At 61.7% G+C, this 19,222-nt stretch carries 16 protein-coding genes and 1 tRNA gene; 13 read left to right on the plus strand and 4 right to left on the minus strand.

What is annotated here, in order from left to right:
* The first annotated feature begins 105 nt into the window (after nt 1–105).
* From FQV27_RS01355 to FQV27_RS01365, 3 genes are read left to right on the plus strand one after another with little or no spacing between them, the layout of a single operon-like run.
* Nucleotides 106–771 carry a response regulator transcription factor gene (locus tag FQV27_RS01355; protein WP_147096016.1) on the plus strand — a complete coding sequence of 222 codons (666 nt, stop codon included), beginning with the start codon at nt 106–108 and terminating at the stop codon, nt 769–771.
* A complete protein-coding gene (locus FQV27_RS01360; RefSeq protein ID WP_147096018.1) occupies nt 768–2,159 on the plus strand; it encodes a sensor histidine kinase in 1,392 nt (463 codons plus the stop codon). Before FQV27_RS01355 ends, FQV27_RS01360 begins: the two co-directional genes overlap by 4 nt.
* On the plus strand, nt 2,129–3,154 hold the full coding sequence (locus FQV27_RS01365; RefSeq protein ID WP_147096020.1) for an ABC transporter substrate-binding protein: 1,026 nt from the start codon (nt 2,129–2,131) through the stop codon (nt 3,152–3,154). The genes FQV27_RS01360 and FQV27_RS01365 overlap by 31 nt, the downstream gene beginning before the upstream one ends.
* Nucleotides 3,155–3,291: 137 nt before the next feature.
* Here FQV27_RS01365 and FQV27_RS01370 read toward each other — a convergent pair.
* Nucleotides 3,292–3,385, minus strand: a tRNA-Sec gene (locus tag FQV27_RS01370).
* A gap of 146 nt (nt 3,386–3,531) precedes the next feature.
* Here FQV27_RS01370 and FQV27_RS01375 point away from each other — a divergent pair.
* Nucleotides 3,532–3,927 carry a (R)-mandelonitrile lyase gene (locus FQV27_RS01375; protein WP_147096022.1) on the plus strand — a complete coding sequence of 132 codons (396 nt, stop codon included), beginning with the start codon at nt 3,532–3,534 and terminating at the stop codon, nt 3,925–3,927.
* Between the two features lie 77 nt (nt 3,928–4,004).
* On the opposite strand, the gene FQV27_RS01380 is transcribed toward FQV27_RS01375, so the two are convergent.
* The gene (locus FQV27_RS01380; RefSeq protein WP_147096024.1) at nt 4,005–5,927 is read right to left on the minus strand and encodes an OmpA family protein; all 1,923 of its coding nucleotides are present in this window, start codon (nt 5,925–5,927) and stop codon (nt 4,005–4,007) included.
* Nucleotides 5,928–6,155: 228 nt separating this feature from the next.
* Between FQV27_RS01380 and FQV27_RS01385 the strand changes: the two genes are divergently transcribed.
* The 6 genes from FQV27_RS01385 (at nt 6,156) to dacB (ending at nt 11,969) form a co-directional block, all read left to right on the plus strand.
* A complete protein-coding gene (locus FQV27_RS01385; RefSeq protein WP_147096026.1) occupies nt 6,156–6,662 on the plus strand; it encodes a cell wall hydrolase in 507 nt (168 codons plus the stop codon).
* A 33-nt stretch (nt 6,663–6,695) separates the two neighbouring features.
* Nucleotides 6,696–7,580 carry an MBL fold metallo-hydrolase gene (locus FQV27_RS01390; RefSeq protein WP_147096029.1) on the plus strand — a complete coding sequence of 295 codons (885 nt, stop codon included), beginning with the start codon at nt 6,696–6,698 and terminating at the stop codon, nt 7,578–7,580.
* Nucleotides 7,581–7,601: 21 nt separating this feature from the next.
* Nucleotides 7,602–9,335: a SulP family inorganic anion transporter gene (locus FQV27_RS01395; protein WP_147096032.1), complete on the plus strand. Its 1,734-nt coding sequence runs from the start codon at nt 7,602–7,604 to the stop codon at nt 9,333–9,335.
* A gap of 110 nt (nt 9,336–9,445) precedes the next feature.
* Nucleotides 9,446–9,847 (plus strand): DUF983 domain-containing protein, encoded by a 402-nt coding sequence (locus tag FQV27_RS01400; protein ID WP_147096033.1) that lies wholly within the window; start codon nt 9,446–9,448, stop codon nt 9,845–9,847.
* Entirely contained in the window at nt 9,844–10,539 is a 696-nt protein-coding gene (locus FQV27_RS01405; protein WP_147096035.1) for an NUDIX hydrolase, read from the plus strand. Before FQV27_RS01400 ends, FQV27_RS01405 begins: the two co-directional genes overlap by 4 nt.
* Nucleotides 10,536–11,969, plus strand: a complete 1,434-nt coding sequence (gene dacB / locus FQV27_RS01410; protein ID WP_246132957.1) for a D-alanyl-D-alanine carboxypeptidase/D-alanyl-D-alanine endopeptidase — start codon at nt 10,536–10,538, stop codon at nt 11,967–11,969. The genes FQV27_RS01405 and dacB overlap by 4 nt, the downstream gene beginning before the upstream one ends.
* Here dacB and FQV27_RS01415 read toward each other — a convergent pair.
* Nucleotides 11,960–12,388, minus strand: coding sequence for a tellurite resistance TerB family protein (locus FQV27_RS01415; RefSeq protein ID WP_147096040.1), 429 nt, complete (start codon nt 12,386–12,388; stop codon nt 11,960–11,962). The two genes, dacB and FQV27_RS01415, sit on opposite strands and share 10 nt — an antisense overlap.
* 86 nt (nt 12,389–12,474) lie before the next feature.
* On the opposite strand from FQV27_RS01415, the gene FQV27_RS01420 reads away from it, so the two are divergent.
* Both FQV27_RS01420 and FQV27_RS01425 read left to right on the plus strand, forming a co-directional pair.
* The gene (locus FQV27_RS01420; RefSeq protein WP_147096042.1) at nt 12,475–14,055 is read left to right on the plus strand and encodes a lysine--tRNA ligase; all 1,581 of its coding nucleotides are present in this window, start codon (nt 12,475–12,477) and stop codon (nt 14,053–14,055) included.
* 135 nt (nt 14,056–14,190) lie between these two features.
* Entirely contained in the window at nt 14,191–16,485 is a 2,295-nt protein-coding gene (locus FQV27_RS01425) for a glycosyl hydrolase family 28-related protein (RefSeq protein WP_147096044.1), read from the plus strand.
* Between the two features lie 54 nt (nt 16,486–16,539).
* Here the strand turns inward: FQV27_RS01425 and FQV27_RS01430 are convergent, their stop codons facing one another.
* Entirely contained in the window at nt 16,540–17,013 is a 474-nt protein-coding gene (locus FQV27_RS01430; protein WP_147096046.1) for a pyridoxamine 5'-phosphate oxidase family protein, read from the minus strand.
* A 231-nt stretch (nt 17,014–17,244) separates the two neighbouring features.
* Here FQV27_RS01430 and acs point away from each other — a divergent pair, with 231 nt between their 5' ends.
* Entirely contained in the window at nt 17,245–19,200 is a 1,956-nt protein-coding gene (gene acs, locus FQV27_RS01435; RefSeq protein WP_147096048.1) for an acetate--CoA ligase, read from the plus strand.
* Nucleotides 19,201–19,222 lie beyond the last annotated feature (22 nt).

Raw genomic sequence — 19,222 nt, forward strand, 5'->3', positions numbered from 1 at the left:
GTATCCTCCCATCGGGTCCGCACAAGAAGCGCGCGGACTTGCGATGCACAAAATTTGATGGAAAGCTGACATGAACCTGTCACGGATTGTTGAAAAGTTGCACGGATGAGATTCCTGCTGGTCGAAGATAGCGACGAACTGGCCGCGGCCGTTGCGTCACGGCTGGGCCTTGACGGGCATGGCGTCGACCGCGCAGCGACCCTGTCAGAGGCAAGCGGATATCTGGATGCGGCGCCCTACGATCTGATATTGCTGGATATTTCACTGCCAGACGGTGACGGCCGCGATTTTCTGGCGAAGGAAAGGCAGGCCCGCCGCGACACACCCGTCATCATGATGACGGCAAGCGCATCGCTCAGCGACAGGATCAGCACGCTGGATCAGGGGGCGGACGATTACATTACCAAACCCTTCGATTTCGCCGAGCTTCAGGCCCGTTGTCGCGCCGTTCTGCGTCGTCATGCAGGCGCTGCCGACAGCCGGCAGCGCTTCGCGGGCTTTACCTTCGACGGTCTGGCCGCGACCGTGACGGTGGGCGATGAGATCCGCGAACTTCGCGCGCGAGAGCTGCGCCTGCTGGAAATATTCCTGTCGCGCCCCGGCCAGACCTATTCGAAATCTCACCTGATCGACCGCCTGTTCTCGTTCGACGAAGAGGTCAGCGATAACGCGATCGAGGTTTACGTCGGCAGGCTTCGCCGCAAGCTTGAAGGGTCGGGCGCGAAGCTGGAGACATTGCGCGGCGTCGGTTATCGGCTGATCCCGGAATGAGACGGCCGATTACGGCGCGGCCGGCGGGTTTCTCGCTGCGCCGCCGTCTGGTCTGGCAGTTCGCCACGCTTTCCGTGCTGCTTGTGGTGGTGCTGTTCTTTGCCGTCAGACTTGCAGCCGAACGTGCGTCACGGGCCAGTCAGGACGCGGTTCTGGGCGCTGCTGTGATTGCCATCGGTGACGGAATCCGCCCGGTCGAAGAAGGGCTGTCGGTCGATCTGCCCTATGCCGCATTCTCGATGCTTGGTGCGATGGGCAGCGAGCGCATTTTCTACAGCCTCGCGATCGGGCCGCGTCTCGTTTCGGGTTACGAGAACCTGCCGCAGCCGCCGGTCGCGCCGGGCGATCTGTCGCCGGTATTTTATGACGCGCCCTATCACGACAGCCAGCTTCGCCTTGCCGCCGTGACGCGCCGCGTGCTGCTGGACGACTCGCTTCAGGAAGTCACGGTGGTGCTTGGTCAGACCCGTAACGGACAGGCCGCGATTGCGCGCGAAACGGCGCGCAGTGCCGCCTGGGTCGGCATCGGCTTTCTGCTGCTGGCGGTTCCGATGGCACTTTGGGCGGCGCGCGCCGTAATCGGGCCTGTGGATCTGCTTGCAGGTGCGGTGACGCGGCGCGGCCCTCGCGATCTGCGCCCGGTCCGTCACCCGGCACCGCGCGAACTGGTGCCGCTTGTCGCGGCGCTGAATGGCTTCATCTCGCGTCTGCATTCAACGCTGCAACTGACCGAAACCTTCATTTTCGAGGCGGCGCACCGTATTCGCACGCCGCTTTCGCTGGTGCGCGTGGAAGCCGAAATCGCGCTTTCAGAAACCGACGAGGAAGAGACCCGCGCCCGCCTTCGCAGGATGCTGCGTGCCATTAACGAAAGCAGCCGCTCGGCCAGCCAGATACTCGATCATGCGACCGTTCTTTACCGAAGCGAACAGTTCGAACCGGCATCGCTCGATCTTGGGCAGTTGACGGCCTGCGTGCTGCGCGCCGTCGATCCGATTGCCGAGATGCGCGAGATCGAGATCGTTTCTTCGGGGCTGGATCTGCCGTGCCCGATTCAGGGCGACGAGCGGATGCTGGAGGTGGCAATCCGCAATATTCTCGACAATGCGCTGAAATACTCTCATGACGAGGGCCGCATCACGGTCACGCTGCGCCAGAGCGATGGACGCGCGGCGCTTCTTGTCGAAGACGAGGGGCGCGGCCTCGCCCCCGGCGATGACAGGCTGAGCGGTCGGTTCAGGCGCGGCAGCAATGTCGGCGATGTCGTCGGATCGGGTCTGGGGCTGACCATCGTGGAAGAAGCCGCCACAGCCCATGGCGGCAGCTTCATCCTGCAATCACGGGCGGAGAAAGGCGCATGCGCGATCTTCTACTTGCCATTGGCCTGATCCTTTCGACGGGGCTTTCCGCCCCGGCATTCGAGGTCGAGCAGGAGCGTATCTTCGGCGACCCGGACGGGCGCGAGCTGACGATCCTGTCCACGACCGATGTGCCCGCGATTGCCCCGGTGCTCGAGGCCTTTGCAAGCGCCAATCCCGACATACGCATCCGATATATGCAGGCATCCAGCATCGAGGTGTATCGTGCGATCCATGACGAACAGGCCGAGATCGACCTGGTGATGTCCTCGGCGATGGACCTGCAGATGAAGCTTGCGAATGATGGCTATGCCGCCTCCATCTCGCCCGATCCTGGCGGCCTGCCGGACTGGGCGCGCTGGCGCGATCAGCTTTTCGGTATCGGGCTGGAGCCTGTCCTGACGCTCGCATCGCGCCGGGGCCTCGGCGATCTCCCCCCGCCGCGGACCCGGCGCGACCTGATCGCAATGCTGCGCGAAAACCCCGCGCTGTTCGACGGGCGTATCGCGACATATGACCCGCAACGCTCTGGCGTCGGCTATTTCCTCATCTCGCAGGATAGCGGCCAGTCCGAGGGTTTCTGGCGTCTGGCAGAGGTGATGGGGCGGCTGAACGGACAGCTTTACTGCTGTTCCGGTGAGATGATCGATGATCTCAGGGCAGGGCGTATCACCATCGCCTATAATGTCGTGGCCAGCTATGCCGCACGCTACGCGCCCGACGATCCCGACCTGATCCGACTGGTGCTGGAGGATTATACCTTCGCGATCCTGCGCTCCGCGCTCGTTCCCGTGAACGCGCCGGACCCGAAACTTGCGACGGATATGATTTCGTTCATGCTGACACCCGAGGCGCAACGGATCATTGCCGCAAGTGCAGGTGTCGCGATGATCCCCGGAACCGGGCCGCGCCCGTCCGTATATATGCGCCCGATCCGCCTTGATGCAGGGCTTCTGGTTTACAGCGACCAGTTGCGCCGCGACGGGCTGCTGGCCGAATGGAACGCCGCAATGGTTCAGCCCTGAGCGGAAGCGAGGTTGCCGGGGTAAACCTCGCTGCACGCGATGTTTCGCAAGACACGATGCGTAGCGATGCCGGGAAGTTCCCTTCGACACAGAAGATAGCGCCGGCCTTTGCTGGATTATTCGCAGCTTTGGAGTCGTGGCGGAAGAGGAGGGAGTCGAACCCACCAAAGACGCCGCGCGCCTCTCGCCGGATTTGAAGTCCGGGCACCCCACCGGGGATGTTGCTCTTCCACTGGCGACAGTAGTTGGTCGGGCGTGAAGGGGCAATGTCGGTTCAATTGATTGATCCGCCTCATATCGCCTAGTGATATTCGGCTGTTTTCACCAGGCCGGTGCAGGCCTATCGTCCGGGCAGTGTCGGACGAAGGAGAGAAGCGATGAAGATCACGAAAGGCGGGTCGGCAGATTCCGCGAAAGGCCCGTCGGATTATTTCACCGGACATGTGCGGATTGACGCACCGTTCAGCACGAGTGAGCCTGCGCGAACCGGCGGCGCGACCGTTACGTTCGAACCCGGTGCGCGCACGGCCTGGCACACCCATCCGCTTGGACAGACGCTGATCGTGACGTCCGGCCTTGGCTGGGTGCAGCGCGAGGGTGGCCCGAAAGAAGAAATTCGTCCGGGCGACATCGTGTGGTTCGAGCCAGGCGAAAAGCATTGGCATGGTGCGACCGACCGGACAGCCATGACCCATATCGCCATCGCGGAGTCCGTTGACGGATCGCCAGTGACGTGGCTGGAACATGTATCCGACGCGGATTACGGGGCCTGATCAATTCAAAAGCGGACGGCGTGGATGCCGTCCGCTTTCCTTGTTATCGCCGTCCGGCAACTTTTGCCGGTGAGGTGTCAGTTTGATGCAGTCTGCAGCAGATCGGTGATCCGGCGAACCGATGCACGGCGGTTTTCGCGCAGATCGCCTTCGCGATTGACCATCAGGAACTGCTCGCCATAGCCCTGAACCACCATGTTTTCTGGCGGAACGTCGAAATATTCGGTCAGGGCAAGCGCCACCGATTCCGCGCGGCGGTCCGAAAGCGCCAGGTTGGCCGCGTCTGAACCGACGGTGTCGGTATAGCCCTCGATCATGAACATCTCGTTCGGGTTTTCCGCGATAGATCCGCGGATCACGTCGCCAAGGGCAGCAAGCTGTTCTGCCTGGTCGGGCTTGATCGCGGCCGATCCGGTGTCGAAGGTGATCGAGTCGATATTGACCGGCGCAACCAGCGAGCGGACCTGCGCAATGTCGCGGACCTGGGCCAGCGTGAACCGGCGGTCTGCGGCAGATTGTGCCATCAGTGCGGCGCGCAGCTCGGCCTCGTCCATCTGGCTTGCGGTGACGCGAGAGGTCGGCGCGGGCGCAGGAAGGTTGGCGATATCGACCGGTTCGGCGGCGGTATCGTCGATCAGCTGGCGCGTGGTGCCGTCGGCGGATACCAGCGTGCGCTGCAGCACGCGCAGATCGGCGTCGCGGATGGTCACGACCTGGCTGCCATCGGCGCGCGTCACAATGGTGCGCGACGAGCCGTCGCTGAAGTTTTCGGTCTTCACGGTCGATCCGGGCTGACGCAGCAGCGCGACCTCGTCCTTGATAACCTGCTGGCTGCCATCGGCACGGGTGACGACGACACGGTCAGGAGAGCTGAGCGCAACCTGACGGTTATTGGCCAGCATCGCGCCAACGGCCACACCAGCGCCGCCGATCAGCAATGCCTTCACCAGATCGTTATTGTCGTCGTCATCGTCGTTCGACGCCTGCTGTTCGGCAGGCTGGCCATCACCGTTTCCGGCCATCGCATCACGAAGGTTTGTCGCGAAATCTTCGGCGGAAGAACGCGTGTTATCCTCAGTGATCGTCTCCTCGGTCACTTCGGCATCGGCATCGCTTGCGTTCAAGGCGGCGGCGACGGGCGCTGCGGTAACTTCTGCAGCCTCCTTCGCGGCTTCGGTTTCCTTCGCACCTTCTTCCGGCGCAGCCGTTGCGGTTTCGTTGCTCGCTTCGCTGTTACCAGCGGCAGGCGTCGCAGGCTCTACCTCGGCTTGCGTCTCAGTGGATTTTGCTTCCATCGCCTTTTTCAAAGCTTCGGCATCGGTCGCTTCTGCCTTTGGCTCTGGCTCGGTCGCAGTCGCGTTCGCGTCTGCATTGGCATCGGCCGCCGGTGCGGCCTGAGCTTCGCTGTTTGCTTCGGGCGCGTCGGTTTTGTCTGCCTCGGCTTCCAGCGCCTTTTCCAGCTCGGCTGCATCGGTGGACTCGTCAGCCGGCGTCATCGCTTCCATGACTTCGGAACCCGATGCGTCCGCATCAGCGTCAGATGCGCCGACTGGCGCGTCCGCCGCAGGTTCTGGTTCGGCTTCAGTGGAGGCAGCAGCCTCTTCGTCAGGGGCTTCGGGTGTAGCTTCTGCTTCAGCTTCTGGCGCAGCCTCGGGCTCCGGCTCCGGCTGCGCAGGCGCGGCTTCCGCCTCGGGGGCGGGCTCAGCAGGTGCGGCCTCTGCAGGTGTTTCGGCTGCGGGTGCGTCTGCGGCGGGCGCTTCTTCTGGCGCGGCTTCCTCGGCAGGTGCCTCTTCGGCAGGTGTCTCTTCGGCAGGTGCAGCGACCGGAGCCGAGGTTTCACACGGCGCGGCAGTGCCGTCGGCACATGTCACGCCGTCCCCTGCGGGCTGTTGCTCGGCCCCGGCTTCCGGCGCAGCGGTGGTTTGAGCCGCGGCCAGATGGGGGGCCATAAGCGAAAGGCAGGCCGCGATTGCGGTGGTGTTGTTGATGATCCGGCGCATGTCATCTCCTCTGTTTGGCATCACGTCGATCGGATTGACGACAGAACCGGCCAGTTCGGCACACGGTTCCCAACATCTGCGTGATCAGCGCGTATTTCTGGCGCGGTCATCGGCGCTTTCCCACCGAAGCGCGCCCGGATCGCTGCGCGCTTCGTGTTGTCAGGCGGCAAGCGCTGCTGGTAACCTTGCCGCAAGAACAAGAATAACGGGCAGTGAAGAGGATACAGGATGAAATTTCCGCAAGCGAAGCGATGGCGCGCCGTTGCCGGGATCTCGGTCATGGTGGTGCTGGCAGGGTGTTCGCTGGGACGGCGACACAGCGCGCAGGACTGCATGGAACGGGCGATGTATTTCGAATCGAACCGCTCCAGCCGGGACGGGATGATCGCGGTGGGCAGCGTGGTGATGAACCGCGTCCGCTCTGACAAGTTCCCGAACACCGTTTGCGAGGTGGTTGGCCAGAAAAACCAGTTCGCGCGCGGCGTGATGACGAAGAAGATGAACGACCGCTCGGTCCCGCTGGTCCGCGAGGCGGCGCGGTCCGTTCTGCGCGGCGAGCGGCATCCTCTTATCGCGGACGCGACGTTTTTTCACACTGCGGGATACAGCTTCCCGTATGATAACATGCACTACGTTCTGGTCACGGGCGGCAACGCTTTCTACGAAAAGCGCAAAAGCAATCTGGTGACCCGTCCCGTTCCGCCGCCGCCACTGGAAGGCATCACGGGACGCTGAGCGGGGCGACCAACGCTAACGAAAGAGGATGAAATGTCAGATTATCCCGTGCGCATGGACATCCATCCGGAGGTGCAGGCCTTTTTCGATGAGGGCACGAACACGATCAGTTACATCGTGCGCGATCCCACATCGAATGCCTGCGCGATTGTCGATAGCGTCATGGATATCGACTATGCCGCCGGGCGCATCATGCACGATCATGCCGACGAACTGATACGCCAGGTCGGGGCTGACAATCTGGACCTGCAATGGATCATCGAGACTCATGTCCATGCCGATCACCTGTCAGCCGCGCCCTATATCCAGGAACGGCTGGGCGGCAAGATCGGCATCGGCGCGAATATCCAGGTCGTGCAGAACACCTTCGGCAAGGTCTTCAACGAGGGCACAGAGTTCAGCCGCGACGGTTCGCAATTCGACAGACTTTTCGAGGATGGTGACAGCTATATGATCGGCAATATGCCGGCCTTCGCCATCTTCACGCCCGGCCACACGCCCGCCTGCATGGTTCATGTTGTCGGCGACGCGGCCTTCGTCGGCGACACGCTGTTCATGCCTGATGGCGGTTCCGCACGCGCCGATTTTCCGGGCGGCGATGCGGCCACGCTTTACGACAGCATTCAGAAAGTGCTTTCGCTGCCGGATCAGATGCGGCTGTTCATGTGTCACGATTACGCGCCGAACGGCCGTGCGATCCGCTGGGAAAGTACTGTCGCAGATGAGAAGGCGCACAACATCCATGTCGGCGGCGGCAAGACGAAAGACGAGTTCGTGAAATTCCGCACCGAGCGCGACGCGACACTCGGTATGCCCCGGCTGATTATTCCGTCCCTGCAGGTGAACATGCGTGCAGGCGAGGTGCCGACCGACAAAGACGGCCGCCCGATGCTGAAAGTGCCGATAAATGGGCTGTAGGCAGCGCAAGGGCGGTGCCGGATACTGAGCTTGAGGCGCTATTTCCCCATCTTTGACTGGGGCCGCCGCTACGACCGTGCGGCCCTGAGCAGCGATCTGCTGGCGGCGCTGATCGTGACGATCATGCTGATCCCGCAATCTCTGGCCTATGCGCTTCTGGCAGGATTGCCGCCAGAGGCGGGGATTTATGCCTCGATCGCGCCGCTCGTGCTTTATGCAATTTTCGGGACCAGCCGCGCCCTGGCGGTCGGGCCGGTCGCGGTTGTCTCGTTGCTGACGGCCTCGGCGGTGGGACAGGTCGCGGTGCAGGGCAGCGCAGGCTACGCGGCTGCGGCACTTTCACTGGCGTTGATGTCAGGGCTGATGCTTCTGCTTCTCGGCTTTCTGCGGCTTGGATTTCTGGTCAATTTTCTGAGCCATCCTGTGATCGCGGGATTCATCACCGCGTCCGGCATTCTGATCGCGACAAGCCAGATCAAGCATCTTCTGGGAATTGAGGCGGGCGGTCATACGCTGCCCAAGATGGTCGCCTCGATCCTTGCCCATCTGCGCGAGACCAATATCGCGACACTTGTGATTGGCATGAGCGTCATTGGCTTCCTGTTCTGGGTGCGGCGCGGGATGAAACCGTTTCTGCTTGGTATGGGCGTGCCGCCGCGGTTTGCCGATATCCTGACGAAGGCGGGGCCGGTCGCGGCGGTCGCTGCCTCGACTGCAGCAGTTTCGGTCTTCGGCCTTGCGGAAAGGGGCGTTAACATCGTGGGCGAGGTTCCGCAGGGACTTCCGCCATTGACGCTGCCCGCGCTTTCGCCCGATCTGCTTGGCGCGCTTTTGATGCCGGCGATCCTGATCTCGGTGATCGGGTTCGTCGAAAGCGTCTCGGTCGCACAGACCCTTGCGGCGAAACGGCGTCAGCGCATCGACCCCGATCAGGAACTGATCGGCCTTGGTGCGGCGAATGTCGGCGCGGCCTTTACCGGCGGTTATCCGGTGACGGGTGGATTTGCGCGGTCTGTGGTGAATTTCGATGCCGGCGCGCAGACGCCCGCAGCCGGGCTGTTCACCGCGATCGGGCTCGGCATTGCTGCGTTGGCGTTCACGCCGCTGGTCCACGACCTGCCCAATGCCACACTTGCCGCGACGATTGTCGTCGCGGTGCTTGGGCTAGTCGATCTGTCGATCCTCAGGCGGACATGGAATTATTCGGTTTCGGATTTTGCAGCGGTCGCCGCGACAATCGTGCTGACGCTGTGTCTTGGCGTCGAAATCGGCGTTGCGTCCGGGGTGGCGACGTCGGTGATGCTGCAGATCTACAAGACATCGCGCCCGCATGTCGCTGAGGTCGGACTGGTTCCCGGCACGCAGCATTTCCGCAACGTGCTTCGGCATCGGGTCGAAACCGACCCGACGCTGCTGACCCTGCGCGTGGACGAGGCGCTTTACTTCGCAAATGCGCGCTTTCTGGAGGCGCAGATTCAGGCGCGCGTGACTGAAGGATGCCGGATCCGGGATGTCGTCCTTATGTTTTCGGCGGTGAATGCAGTCGATTATTCGGCCCTCGAAAGCCTTGAGGCGATAAATTTCAGGCTGCGCGACATGGGCATCAGGCTGCATCTCTCGGAGGTGAAGGGCCCGGTCATGGACCGGCTGAAGCGGTCGCATTTTCTGGACGAACTGACCGGCGAGGTGTTCTTGTCGCAATATGACGCCTGGCGATGCCTTCGGGACGAAAGGCAGAGCGCAGCGGCGGAATAGGGAAACGCCTTGCGCGCAGGTCCAATGCGACAATTCGGCGCGCAATCGGTGCTGGAATGAGCGCGCCATTTCATTATCTTCGGCAGGATACGAGATACGGGAATCAGACCATGACCGAGCCAGTTCAGCAAGAGCGGCCGACAGGCCTTGCAATGCGGCGTGGCGCGATGCGCAAATGCCCTGCCTGCGGCGAAGGCAGCATGTTCGACGGCTATCTGAAAGTCCGCGACCACTGCCCGGTCTGCAACGAAGCGCTTTACCATCAGCGTGCAGATGACGGGCCGGCATATCTGACGATTCTGTTCGTGTCCCATCTTGGCGCGCCGCTGCTGCTCTGGGTGTTTCTGACCTATCAGCCCTCGCCGATATCCATGCTGATCGGGTTTTCCATTGGCGCAGTGGTGCTTTCGCTTGCGCTGCTGCCGCTGATAAAGGGCGCGATGGTCGGCGCGCAATGGGCAAGGCGCATGCACGGGTTCTCTGCAAGTCCGGTCGGGGCCGACCCGCAATGAGCGTGCGCGACCCCGCAACGCTGCGCGATGCGGCGACAGTGATCCTCGTGCGGCGTGACGGCCCGCAGCCTGCGGTCCTGATGGGAATGCGCGGTGCCAATGCGGCCTTCATGCCGTCGAAATATGTGTTTCCGGGCGGCGCTGTTGATGCGGAGGATCGCGACGTAGAACTCGCGGGCCTCGCCGATCCCATAACGATGGCGCGGCTGGAGCTGGAGCCGCGGCCCGAAAGCGATACGGAAGCCCGTCAATTGCTGGTCGCGGCGCTTCGTGAGTTGTCCGAAGAAACGGGGCTTCTGATCGGCGCGCCGGGAAAAAGCCGAATGACTGGCTATGCCGAAGCCGGACTGGTGCCCGATGCGTCGGCGCTGCATTACGTCTTTCGCGCGATCACGCCGCCGGGCCGTCCGCGCCGTTTCGATGCGCGCTTCTTCCTTGCCGACGCGGCACATCTTGTCGTCGATCCTGACGATTTTTCCCGCGCCTGTGACGAACTTTCGCATCTGCATTGGGTGCCTGTGTCCGAAGCCCGCGCCCTGCATTTGCCGTTCATCACCGAGGTGGTGCTGGCCGAATGCGCGGGCCTGATCGCGGCGGCGGGCGATGGGCCGCTTGGCGCACCCGCATCGGTGCCTTTCTTTGACAATCGCGAAGCGCGCTCTCGGTTCCTGCAGATCGGGGATGCCGCGTGAGCGTCAGGGTGTCGGGCTGCAGGTTGATGCCGGATCGCCGCGATGTACTGCGCGGACTGCTTGTCTCGGCACTGGCAGTGCCTGCCGCGAATGCGCTGGAGCCGTCCGGCCTGGCAGAGCCGCCACCGCATAAGCCCACACCACGCGCAAGTCGCCTGATTGCGGATGCACGGTTGCAGGCAGAGGTGGATTACGCGGTTTTTTCGACGGACGGCGCTTTGCTGGAAGGTCGTGGCGCGGACCGGATGGTTGCACCTGCCAGCACGCTGAAGGTTCTGACCTCGCTCTATGCGCTCGACCGACTGGGCGCGTCGAAGCGCTTTGCGACGCGGGTGATGCGTTCGGGCGATACGCTGATCCTCGCCGGTGGCGGCGATCCGGTGCTGGATACGGATGCGCTGGCGGAACTGGCGAAAAGGTTGGTCGCGTCTGGCGCAACGCCGCCTTCGCGCTTTGCAGTCTGGGGTGGCGCGCTGCCCGCGATACACGAGATTTCGCCGGAGCAGGCCGACTATCTTGCCTATAATCCCTCGGTTTCAGGGATAGCGCTGAACTTCAACCGCGTTCATCTGGGCTGGCAGGCTGGCGGCGGAAACCTGTCCCTTCAGGCGAGGGCGCTGAAAAACAGTCCCGTCGCCTATACAATACAAGTTGTGAAAGTTGCCGGCGGTCCGCTTTTCGTCTGGCGAGAAGAAGGCGCGCGCGAGGTCTGGCAGGTGAACGGCAATGCGATCCGCCGCGCCGGAAGCCGTTGGCTGCCCGTTCGCCGGCCAGAGCTGTACGCTGCGGACGTGTTCCAGACCTTGTGCCGCGCCAATGGACTGCCGCTGCCTGCACCACAGCCCATCGACGCGCTTCCCGGCGATGCGCAGGAACTGGCGCGCGTCGAAAGCCCGACGCTCGACCTGATCCTGCGCGACATGATGGAATATTCCACGAACCTCACCGCCGAAATGGTCGGGCTGCATGCCAGCGGTGCGCGTGATCTTGCGGGCTCGGCAAAGGCGATGCAGGACTGGGCAGAGGGCAGCGGGATCGAGGGGCTTGAACTGCACGATCATTCCGGCATGTCCCCCGCCAATCGCGTGACGGCGCGGGCGATGGCGCAGGTTCTGGCGACATTGGGCCAAAAGTCCGATCTGCATGCGCTGATGAAGCATGTGCCGCTTCAGGCGGGAAAGGGCGAACGCGCCGATCAGCGGCTGCGGTTGGACGCCAAGACAGGAACGCTGAATTTCGTGTCGAACCTGGCCGGATACGGGGACATTCCAGGTGAGGGAAAGGTCATCTTCGCGATTTACATCAGCGATATGGCGCGCCGTGAAGCAACCGAAGGGCAGGAGCTTCCGGCCGGGGTCGTCACATGGACGAACCGGGCGAAACTTTTGCAGCAGAGGCTGGTGGAAAGCTGGATCGCGCGCTACGCCTGAAGCGTACGATGGCGCAGCTGCGCCGAAAGCTCGATCGCGGCGGCATGCAGGCGGCCGATTTCCAGTTCGTGCTGGATCTCGCGCAGCATCTGGGCCTCGTTATCGGTCAGCCGCCCGTCCGCCGCAGCGACATCGCAGGCCAGAGCATAGGCCGTTTCGAAAAGGCGTTCCGGCAGCGCGTCGCGAACCAGCCCGAACAGGGCCTCGATGCCGTCCTCCTCTTCGAAAAGGGACATGACGGTCTGGGATACCGCGCGGATGCGATCGACATCATAGCTTGCAAAAACCGGCATGTGATCGACCATCCGTTCGATCGCGACAAGCTCGGATGTTCGCATATTGGAATCCGATGCCGATACGGCCACCATGAGCGACACAAGCGCATCGCAGGCAGAGAACGAAGGCAGGTCTTTCGTCACGTGAGGTTCCTTGTCTTTCAGCCGAAATATTGACGATCCAGCGTGGTTTCAATAAGCCGCCAGCGACCCTTCAAGGAGAGACGGACATGACCACCTTGCGCGATGCCGCGATGACTTCCAAGGCCTGGCCTTTCGAAGAGGCGCGCCGGGTGCTGAAACGCTATGAAAAGAAGGACCCTGAAAAGGGATTCGTCTTGTTCGAAACCGGCTACGGTCCGTCGGGCCTTCCACATATCGGCACCTTCGGCGAGGTCGCGCGCACGACGATGATCCGCCGCGCGTTCGAGATGATTTCCGACATTCCGACGAAGCTGATCTGCTTTTCGGACGATATGGACGGGATGCGCAAGGTCCCCGAGAACGTGCCGCAGCAGGACCTTCTCAAAGCGAACCTGCAAAAGCCGCTGACGGCTGTGCCCGATCCCTTTGGCGAGTTCCCCAGCTTTGGCGATCACAACAACGCCATGCTGCGCCGCTTTCTGGACACATTCGGTTTCGAATACGACTTCATGTCCGCGACCGAGTTCTACAAATCCGGCCAGTTTGACGCCACGCTTGTGAAGGCGGCAGAGCGGTATGACGCCATCATGAAGATCATGCTTGCGTCCCTGCGCGAGGAACGCCAGCAAAGCTATTCCTGCTTTCTGCCGATACATCCCGAAACGGGCCGCGTTCTTTATGTGCCGATCAAGCATGTCGACGCTGCGAAGGGCGAGATCACCTTTGACGACGAAGACGGGCGCGAGTGGACACTGCCCGTCACCGGCGGACAGGTGAAGCTGCAATGGAAGCCGGATTTCGGGGCGCGTTGGGCCGCGCTTGATGTCGATTTCGAGATGTATGGCAAGGATCACAGCACCAACACGCCGATCTATGATGGAATTTGCGAGGTTCTGGGCGGCAAGAAGCCTGAACACTTCACTTACGAGCTGTTCCTCGACGATCAGGGCCAGAAAATCAGCAAATCCAAGGGCAATGGGCTGTCGATTGACGAATGGCTGACTTATGCCGCGACAGAAAGCCTGTCCTATTTCATGTATCAGAAGCCCAAGACGGCCAAGCGGCTGTGGTGGGACGTGATCCCCAAGGCAGTGGATGAATACCACCAGCAATTGCGGGCATTTCCTGACCAGAAACCGGAGCAGCAGCTTGCCAATCCGGTCTGGCACATCCACCGCGGGCAGGTTCCTGCATCGGATATGGTGGTGCCCTTCTCCATGCTCTTGAACCTCGCATCTGTGGCGGGGGCGCAGGACAAGGACGGGCTTTGGGGCTTCATCAAACGCTATGCGCCCGAGGCGTCGCCTGAAACGCATCCGCAGCTTGACGAGGCCGCTGGATACGCGGTGCGCTATTTCAACGACTTCGTCGCCCCCGGCCGGGCATTCCGCAGACCCACCGAACAAGAGGCTGGAGCACTTGATGACCTTGCCGGAAGGCTGGCCGAATGGGACGACGCCGCTGATCCGGAGGCATTGCAGAGCATGGTCTTTGCCGTCGGAAAGGATCACGGGTTTGAGCCGCTTCGTGACTGGTTCCAGGCGCTGTACCAGGTGCTGCTGGGTGCCGATCAGGGGCCCCGTTTCGGCGGGTTCATCGCGCTTTATGGTATCGAGGAAACACGCGATCTGATCGCGCGTGCGTTGCGTGGCGAGCTGTCGAACTGATCGTATCGTCACGCGAAGCGTTGCGCGCGCGCTGCGCGCAACGCGCGGAAGGTTAAGGCAGAGTTAACCCGAGGCGACGACATTCCCCCTTCGCATACGGGTCGCATGGCGCGGCCGGATCAGGGGAGATCGCGCATGAACATCGCCATTACCGACGGGCTGCAACTGATGCCGCCTTCCTTCGCAGCGGGCCTTTCGGCCTGGTCGCGCGAATACGGCACACCGGGCAGCGCCACATGGGCCAACCAACTTAACGCGGCGATCGTCAGTGCCGACCCGGATTTCGGCAGTTGCCTTGAAATCAACAAGGTCGCCGACGTAACGCGCATCCGCTTCATGGGTGAAACGCCGATCCTGCCCGGTACCTATCTGCGCATTTCGGCGCGCGTAAAAGCGATTGCCGGTCCACGCCCTGCGGTGCGGGTTGCCGGATGGGCAGGCGATGGCGGGCGCAACCATGTCACGGGGCTTGTCGAGGAAGGCGCGCCCGTAAACCTGCCAACTTACGGCGAGGTGGTCGAGGTCAGCGCCATCGTCGGCACGGGCAAGCGAAGCGGTGTCAACATGCCGTGGGGATCGGGCCCGATCTACGGTCATTTCGGGATCGACCTTGTCGGCGGCAACGGTGGCGCATTGCGCATCGAATCGGTGAAGATCGAAGATGTGACCTCGGTCTTTCTTCGGCAGATGATGGATATCGTCGATGTGCGCGATTACGGCGCGATCGGCAACGGCACGACCGACGACGCGGCGGCGTTTGCTGCCGCCGACAAAGCCGCGAAGGGCCGTGTTCTTGTGGTGCCGGACGGTGTTTACCGGATTGCGTCCGACCTGACGATTGCCTCGCCGGTTCGGTTTACAGGCACGCTGACAATGCCCCGAGCGGCCCGGCTGACGCTGATGGGATCGTTTGACTATCCAAGCTATGCTGCGGCATTCGGCGATGAGACCGAGGCACTGAAGCGTGCGCTGCAAGCGCTTTTCGGCTATACCGATCACGCGGAACTGAACCTGCGCGGCCGCCGGATCGACCTGAAAGAGCCGCTCATCATGAGCGAGATCGCCCCCGGTCTGTCCGATTACGGCTCTCGCCGTCTGATCTGTAACGGCCAGATCCGCATCGTTGACGGTTCAAGCTGGAATACCGGCACGGCGTCGTCGCAGGCCACCTATGAGACTGGCCAGCCGACGACACTGAACAACGTTGCAAATGTCGCGAATATCGAGGTCGGAAGCCTTGTGACCGGGCCTGGCGTCGGGCGCGAGGTTTATGTTCAGTCGAAGAACATCGCCGCGCGAAGCATCGTTCTGTCCCAGCCGCTTTATGGTGGCAGTGGGACGCGCAACTATCAGTTCAGGCGCTTCCGCTACATGTTCGATTTCCTCGGCGTCGACGGGTGCTCGCGGGTCAATTTCTCGGAAATCGAGTTCATACTGGACGGCCGCGCGAGCTTTCTCATGCTGCCGCAAAGCGGCCAGATGTTCCATGTCCGTGACTGCTTTATCAGCGGCCCGTCCGACCGCGGCATCACCTCGGTCGGGCGGGCCTGCCAGGACCTGCTTGTTGATCGCTGCCAGTTTCTCTCGTCCGAGATGGGAGTGAATGCGCAGGACCGCACGTCGATTGCGATCAATATCAACGCCAATGATGCGAAGATCCGTGAAAACCGCTTTGTGCGCTTTGGCACGTTCATGGTTGCCACGGGCACCGGGCATCTGATCAGCGGCAATCATTGGTTTCAGGGCGATGACACGGCGGCCGGCAAGCGTGTTCCGGGTCTGGTGATCGCGCAGAAGAACTGCAAGATGGCGATTACCGGCAACTATGTTGACAATAACGTCATCGAGTGGACGAACGAATACGACGCGCTGCCGAATTTCGGGCCTGACGAATATTCGTTCGGCGGTCTTTCGATCAGTGGCAACCATTTCACCGTGAAACAAGTCCTGTCGGATTTTGCGTGGATTTCAATCCGCCCCTATGGGACCGGGCATCACATCCACGGGCTGACGGTGTCAAACAACGTGTTTCTGGTGATCGGGCCGAAAATCCAGCGTATCGACAAGGTCGATACAACATTTGCCGATCTGGATTACTCGCGGATGCGAAATATCCTTTTCGACGGCAACACGTTCAACGGCGTGCTGAATTACGTCGCGAACCCTGTCCAGATCACACATACACAGACAAGCGCTCAATCAAGCTGGGTCGTCCAGCTGACCGATTGCCTGCCGTTCAAGGCATGGGCGCGAAACGTCGATTCCGTGACGGCGGTGTCGATGATCCAGGATGCCAACAATGGCCGCATTACCGAAATGCCATGGGTGCGGACAGAGCAGGGCGCGGCGCGCAAGAACCTTCAGATCGAGTGGTCGAAGGCTGCAAAGGGCAAGGTGGTCGTGCGCGCGCGAATGGATTCGCCCGACTGATCGACCCTCCCCACTGTGGTGTGAAGCGACGACCCCTTCCGGCGACGGTGGGGGTCATTCAATTTCAGCAGCATCGAACCGGTAGGCCATGCCGAACCCCGCAATCAGGATGCCCGACTGCGGCGCGAATCTCCAGAAGCTGAAATCGGGCAATCTGGCGTAGGCGCTCGATTTCGGATCACGTTCGATCCAGCACGCAAGACGTGCCTCAGTCGTCGGCAACTGCGTCGCGACCACGCTCAGGCTAAGGCGTGGCCGGGCCATCATGTTGCCGGGCGTATCATCCTTGGCTTCTATCATCAGGGCTGCGCGCGGGTTTCGTCGCAGAAGCGCGGTGTGCCGCGCAAGGGCCGACAGAAGCGCGACGGCGCCCCCGTCATCTGCTGCCTGCAGCGCGATCCGCGAGATATGCGGAAACCCTTGATCATGATCGAAAACTGCCAGCGCCGCATGACGCATTGACGTGCAGAGCGATTGCACCGTCGCACGCGCGCTCGCGTCAAATATTCTGTAAGGCGTTCCGGTCATGACGCTTGAACATGCCGCGCGCTTTCGCCTTCCGCAAGTTCAACGAAACTGACGGTGCTGTGAATGATTTACAATTATCGCTTCTGGATCGTGAATGAATTTACAAAATTATTCTTTGAAAAAAATGCTTTATAAGATCACCAATGCGTGATTTACTATGCCGCGAACTATTTGAGTGAATGTTGCCGTGCGGGCGCTTTGCTCGCGAATATTTCAAACTGGGGGAGAGCCATGTCCGTTGAGAATGTAGGGAAGCATCCGATCCCGGCAGGTTTTGAGAACGCCATTGCCGGGCCAGAAGATTATCAGCGGCTCTATGCCGAATCGATTGACGATCCTGAGGGGTTCTGGGGTCGCGAGGGGCTTCGGCTTGACTGGATGACGCCTTACAGCCGCGTGAAGGACACCGATTTCACCTTCGGCGATGTCTCGATCAAGTGGTTCGAGGACGGGGTTCTGAATGCCTGCGTGAACTGCGTCGACCGGCATCTGGAAACACGTGGCGATCAGACCGCGATCATCTTCGAGCCTGACGACCCCGAGACTGAGGCCCGGCACATCACCTATCGCGAGCTGTCCGAAAATGTGAACCGGATGGCGAATGTTCTGCTGAGCCAGGGCGTGATGCGGGGCGACCGTGTCGTCATCTATCTGCCGATGATCCCAGAGGCCGCCTATGCGATGCTGGCCTGCGCGCGGATCGGGGCGATACATTCGATCGTCTTTGCCGGCTTCTCGCCCGATGCGCTGGCGAACCGGATCAACGATTCCGGCGCCAAGTTGGTTATCACCGCCGACACCGCGCCGCGCGGCGGTCGCCGGACGGCGCTCAAGTCCAATGCCGACGCGGCGCTGTTGCACTGTTCGGACAGCGTGCGCTGCCTTGTCGTCAAGCATACAGGCGATCAGACGACCTGGGTCGAGGGGCGCGATGTCGATGTGCTGGCCATGATGGAGCAGGTCAGTCCGGAATGCCCCCCGCGTCCGATGAACGCCGAGGACCCTCTGTTCATCCTTTACACCTCGGGCTCGACCGGCAAGCCGAAGGGCGTCGTCCATACGACCGGCGGCTATCTCGTCTATGCGGCGATGACCCATGAATATGTCTTTGATTACAAGGAAGGTGACATCTTCTGGTGTACCGCCGATGTCGGCTGGGTCACGGGCCACAGCTATATCGTCTATGGTCCGCTTGCGAATGGCGCGACCACGGTGATGTTCGAAGGCGTGCCCACCTGGCCCGATGCGGGGCGGTTCTGGGCGGTCTGTGAAAAGCACAAGGTCAATCAGTTCTATACCGCGCCGACGGCGATCCGTGCGCTGATGGGCAAGGGCGCGGAATTCGTCGAGAAATACGACCTGTCTGATCTTCGTGTCCTCGGCACGGTCGGCGAGCCGATCAACCCAGAGGCCTGGAACTGGTATGACAGCAATGTCGGCAAGGGCAAATGTCCGATCGTGGACACATGGTGGCAGACCGAAACCGGCGGTCACATGATAACCTCGATGCCCGGTGCGATCGAAACCAAGCCCGGCTCTGCCACGCTGCCGTTCTTTGGGGTAAAGCCGGTGATCCTCGACGCCGAATCCGCCAAGATCCAAGAGGGCAATCCGGCCGAGGGCGTGCTGTGCATCGGCGACAGCTGGCCGGGCCAGATGCGAACGGTCTGGGGCGATCACCAGCGCTTCATGGAGACGTATTTTCAGCAGTATCCCGGATATTACTTCACCGGCGATGGCTGCACGCGCGACGAGGACGGGTATTACTGGATCACGGGCCGCGTTGATGATGTCATTAACGTCTCGGGGCACCGCATGGGCACCGCAGAGGTCGAATCGGCACTCGTCGCGCATCCCAAGGTCGCAGAGGCCGCCGTCGTCGGATACCCGCATTCGGTCAAGGGGCAGGGGATCTATGCCTATGTGACCCTGATGAACGATATCGAGCCAACGGAGGAGCTTCGCAAGGAGCTTGAGGCATGGGTCCGCAACGAGATCGGCCCGATTGCCAAGCCCGATCTGATCCAATGGGCGCCGGGGCTGCCGAAGACCCGCTCGGGCAAGATCATGCGCCGCATTCTGCGCAAGATTGCCGAGAACGATTACGGCGCGCTCGGCGATACATCGACGCTCGCGGAACCGGAGGTTGTGGACGAACTGGTCGAGAACCGGATGAACCGCGATTGACGCCATGCGGGGCGCCCCAGGC

This window comes from Paracoccus aurantiacus (assembly GCF_007993065.1).
Taxonomy (GTDB): domain Bacteria; phylum Pseudomonadota; class Alphaproteobacteria; order Rhodobacterales; family Rhodobacteraceae; genus Paracoccus; species Paracoccus aurantiacus.

Coding starts and splice junctions, on each gene's coding strand:
- FQV27_RS01355 (WP_147096016.1), top strand. CDS start 106: ATGAGATTCCTGCTGGTCGAAGATAGCGACGAACTGGCCGCGGCCGTT.
- FQV27_RS01360 (WP_147096018.1), top strand. CDS start 768: ATGAGACGGCCGATTACGGCGCGGCCGGCGGGTTTCTCGCTGCGCCGC.
- FQV27_RS01365 (WP_147096020.1), top strand. CDS start 2,129: ATGCGCGATCTTCTACTTGCCATTGGCCTGATCCTTTCGACGGGGCTT.
- FQV27_RS01375 (WP_147096022.1), top strand. CDS start 3,532: ATGAAGATCACGAAAGGCGGGTCGGCAGATTCCGCGAAAGGCCCGTCG.
- FQV27_RS01380 (WP_147096024.1), bottom strand. CDS start 5,927: ATGCGCCGGATCATCAACAACACCACCGCAATCGCGGCCTGCCTTTCG.
- FQV27_RS01385 (WP_147096026.1), top strand. CDS start 6,156: ATGAAATTTCCGCAAGCGAAGCGATGGCGCGCCGTTGCCGGGATCTCG.
- FQV27_RS01390 (WP_147096029.1), top strand. CDS start 6,696: ATGTCAGATTATCCCGTGCGCATGGACATCCATCCGGAGGTGCAGGCC.
- FQV27_RS01400 (WP_147096033.1), top strand. CDS start 9,446: ATGACCGAGCCAGTTCAGCAAGAGCGGCCGACAGGCCTTGCAATGCGG.
- FQV27_RS01405 (WP_147096035.1), top strand. CDS start 9,844: ATGAGCGTGCGCGACCCCGCAACGCTGCGCGATGCGGCGACAGTGATC.
- FQV27_RS01420 (WP_147096042.1), top strand. CDS start 12,475: ATGACCACCTTGCGCGATGCCGCGATGACTTCCAAGGCCTGGCCTTTC.
- FQV27_RS01425 (WP_147096044.1), top strand. CDS start 14,191: ATGAACATCGCCATTACCGACGGGCTGCAACTGATGCCGCCTTCCTTC.
- FQV27_RS01430 (WP_147096046.1), bottom strand. CDS start 17,013: ATGACCGGAACGCCTTACAGAATATTTGACGCGAGCGCGCGTGCGACG.
- acs (WP_147096048.1), top strand. CDS start 17,245: ATGTCCGTTGAGAATGTAGGGAAGCATCCGATCCCGGCAGGTTTTGAG.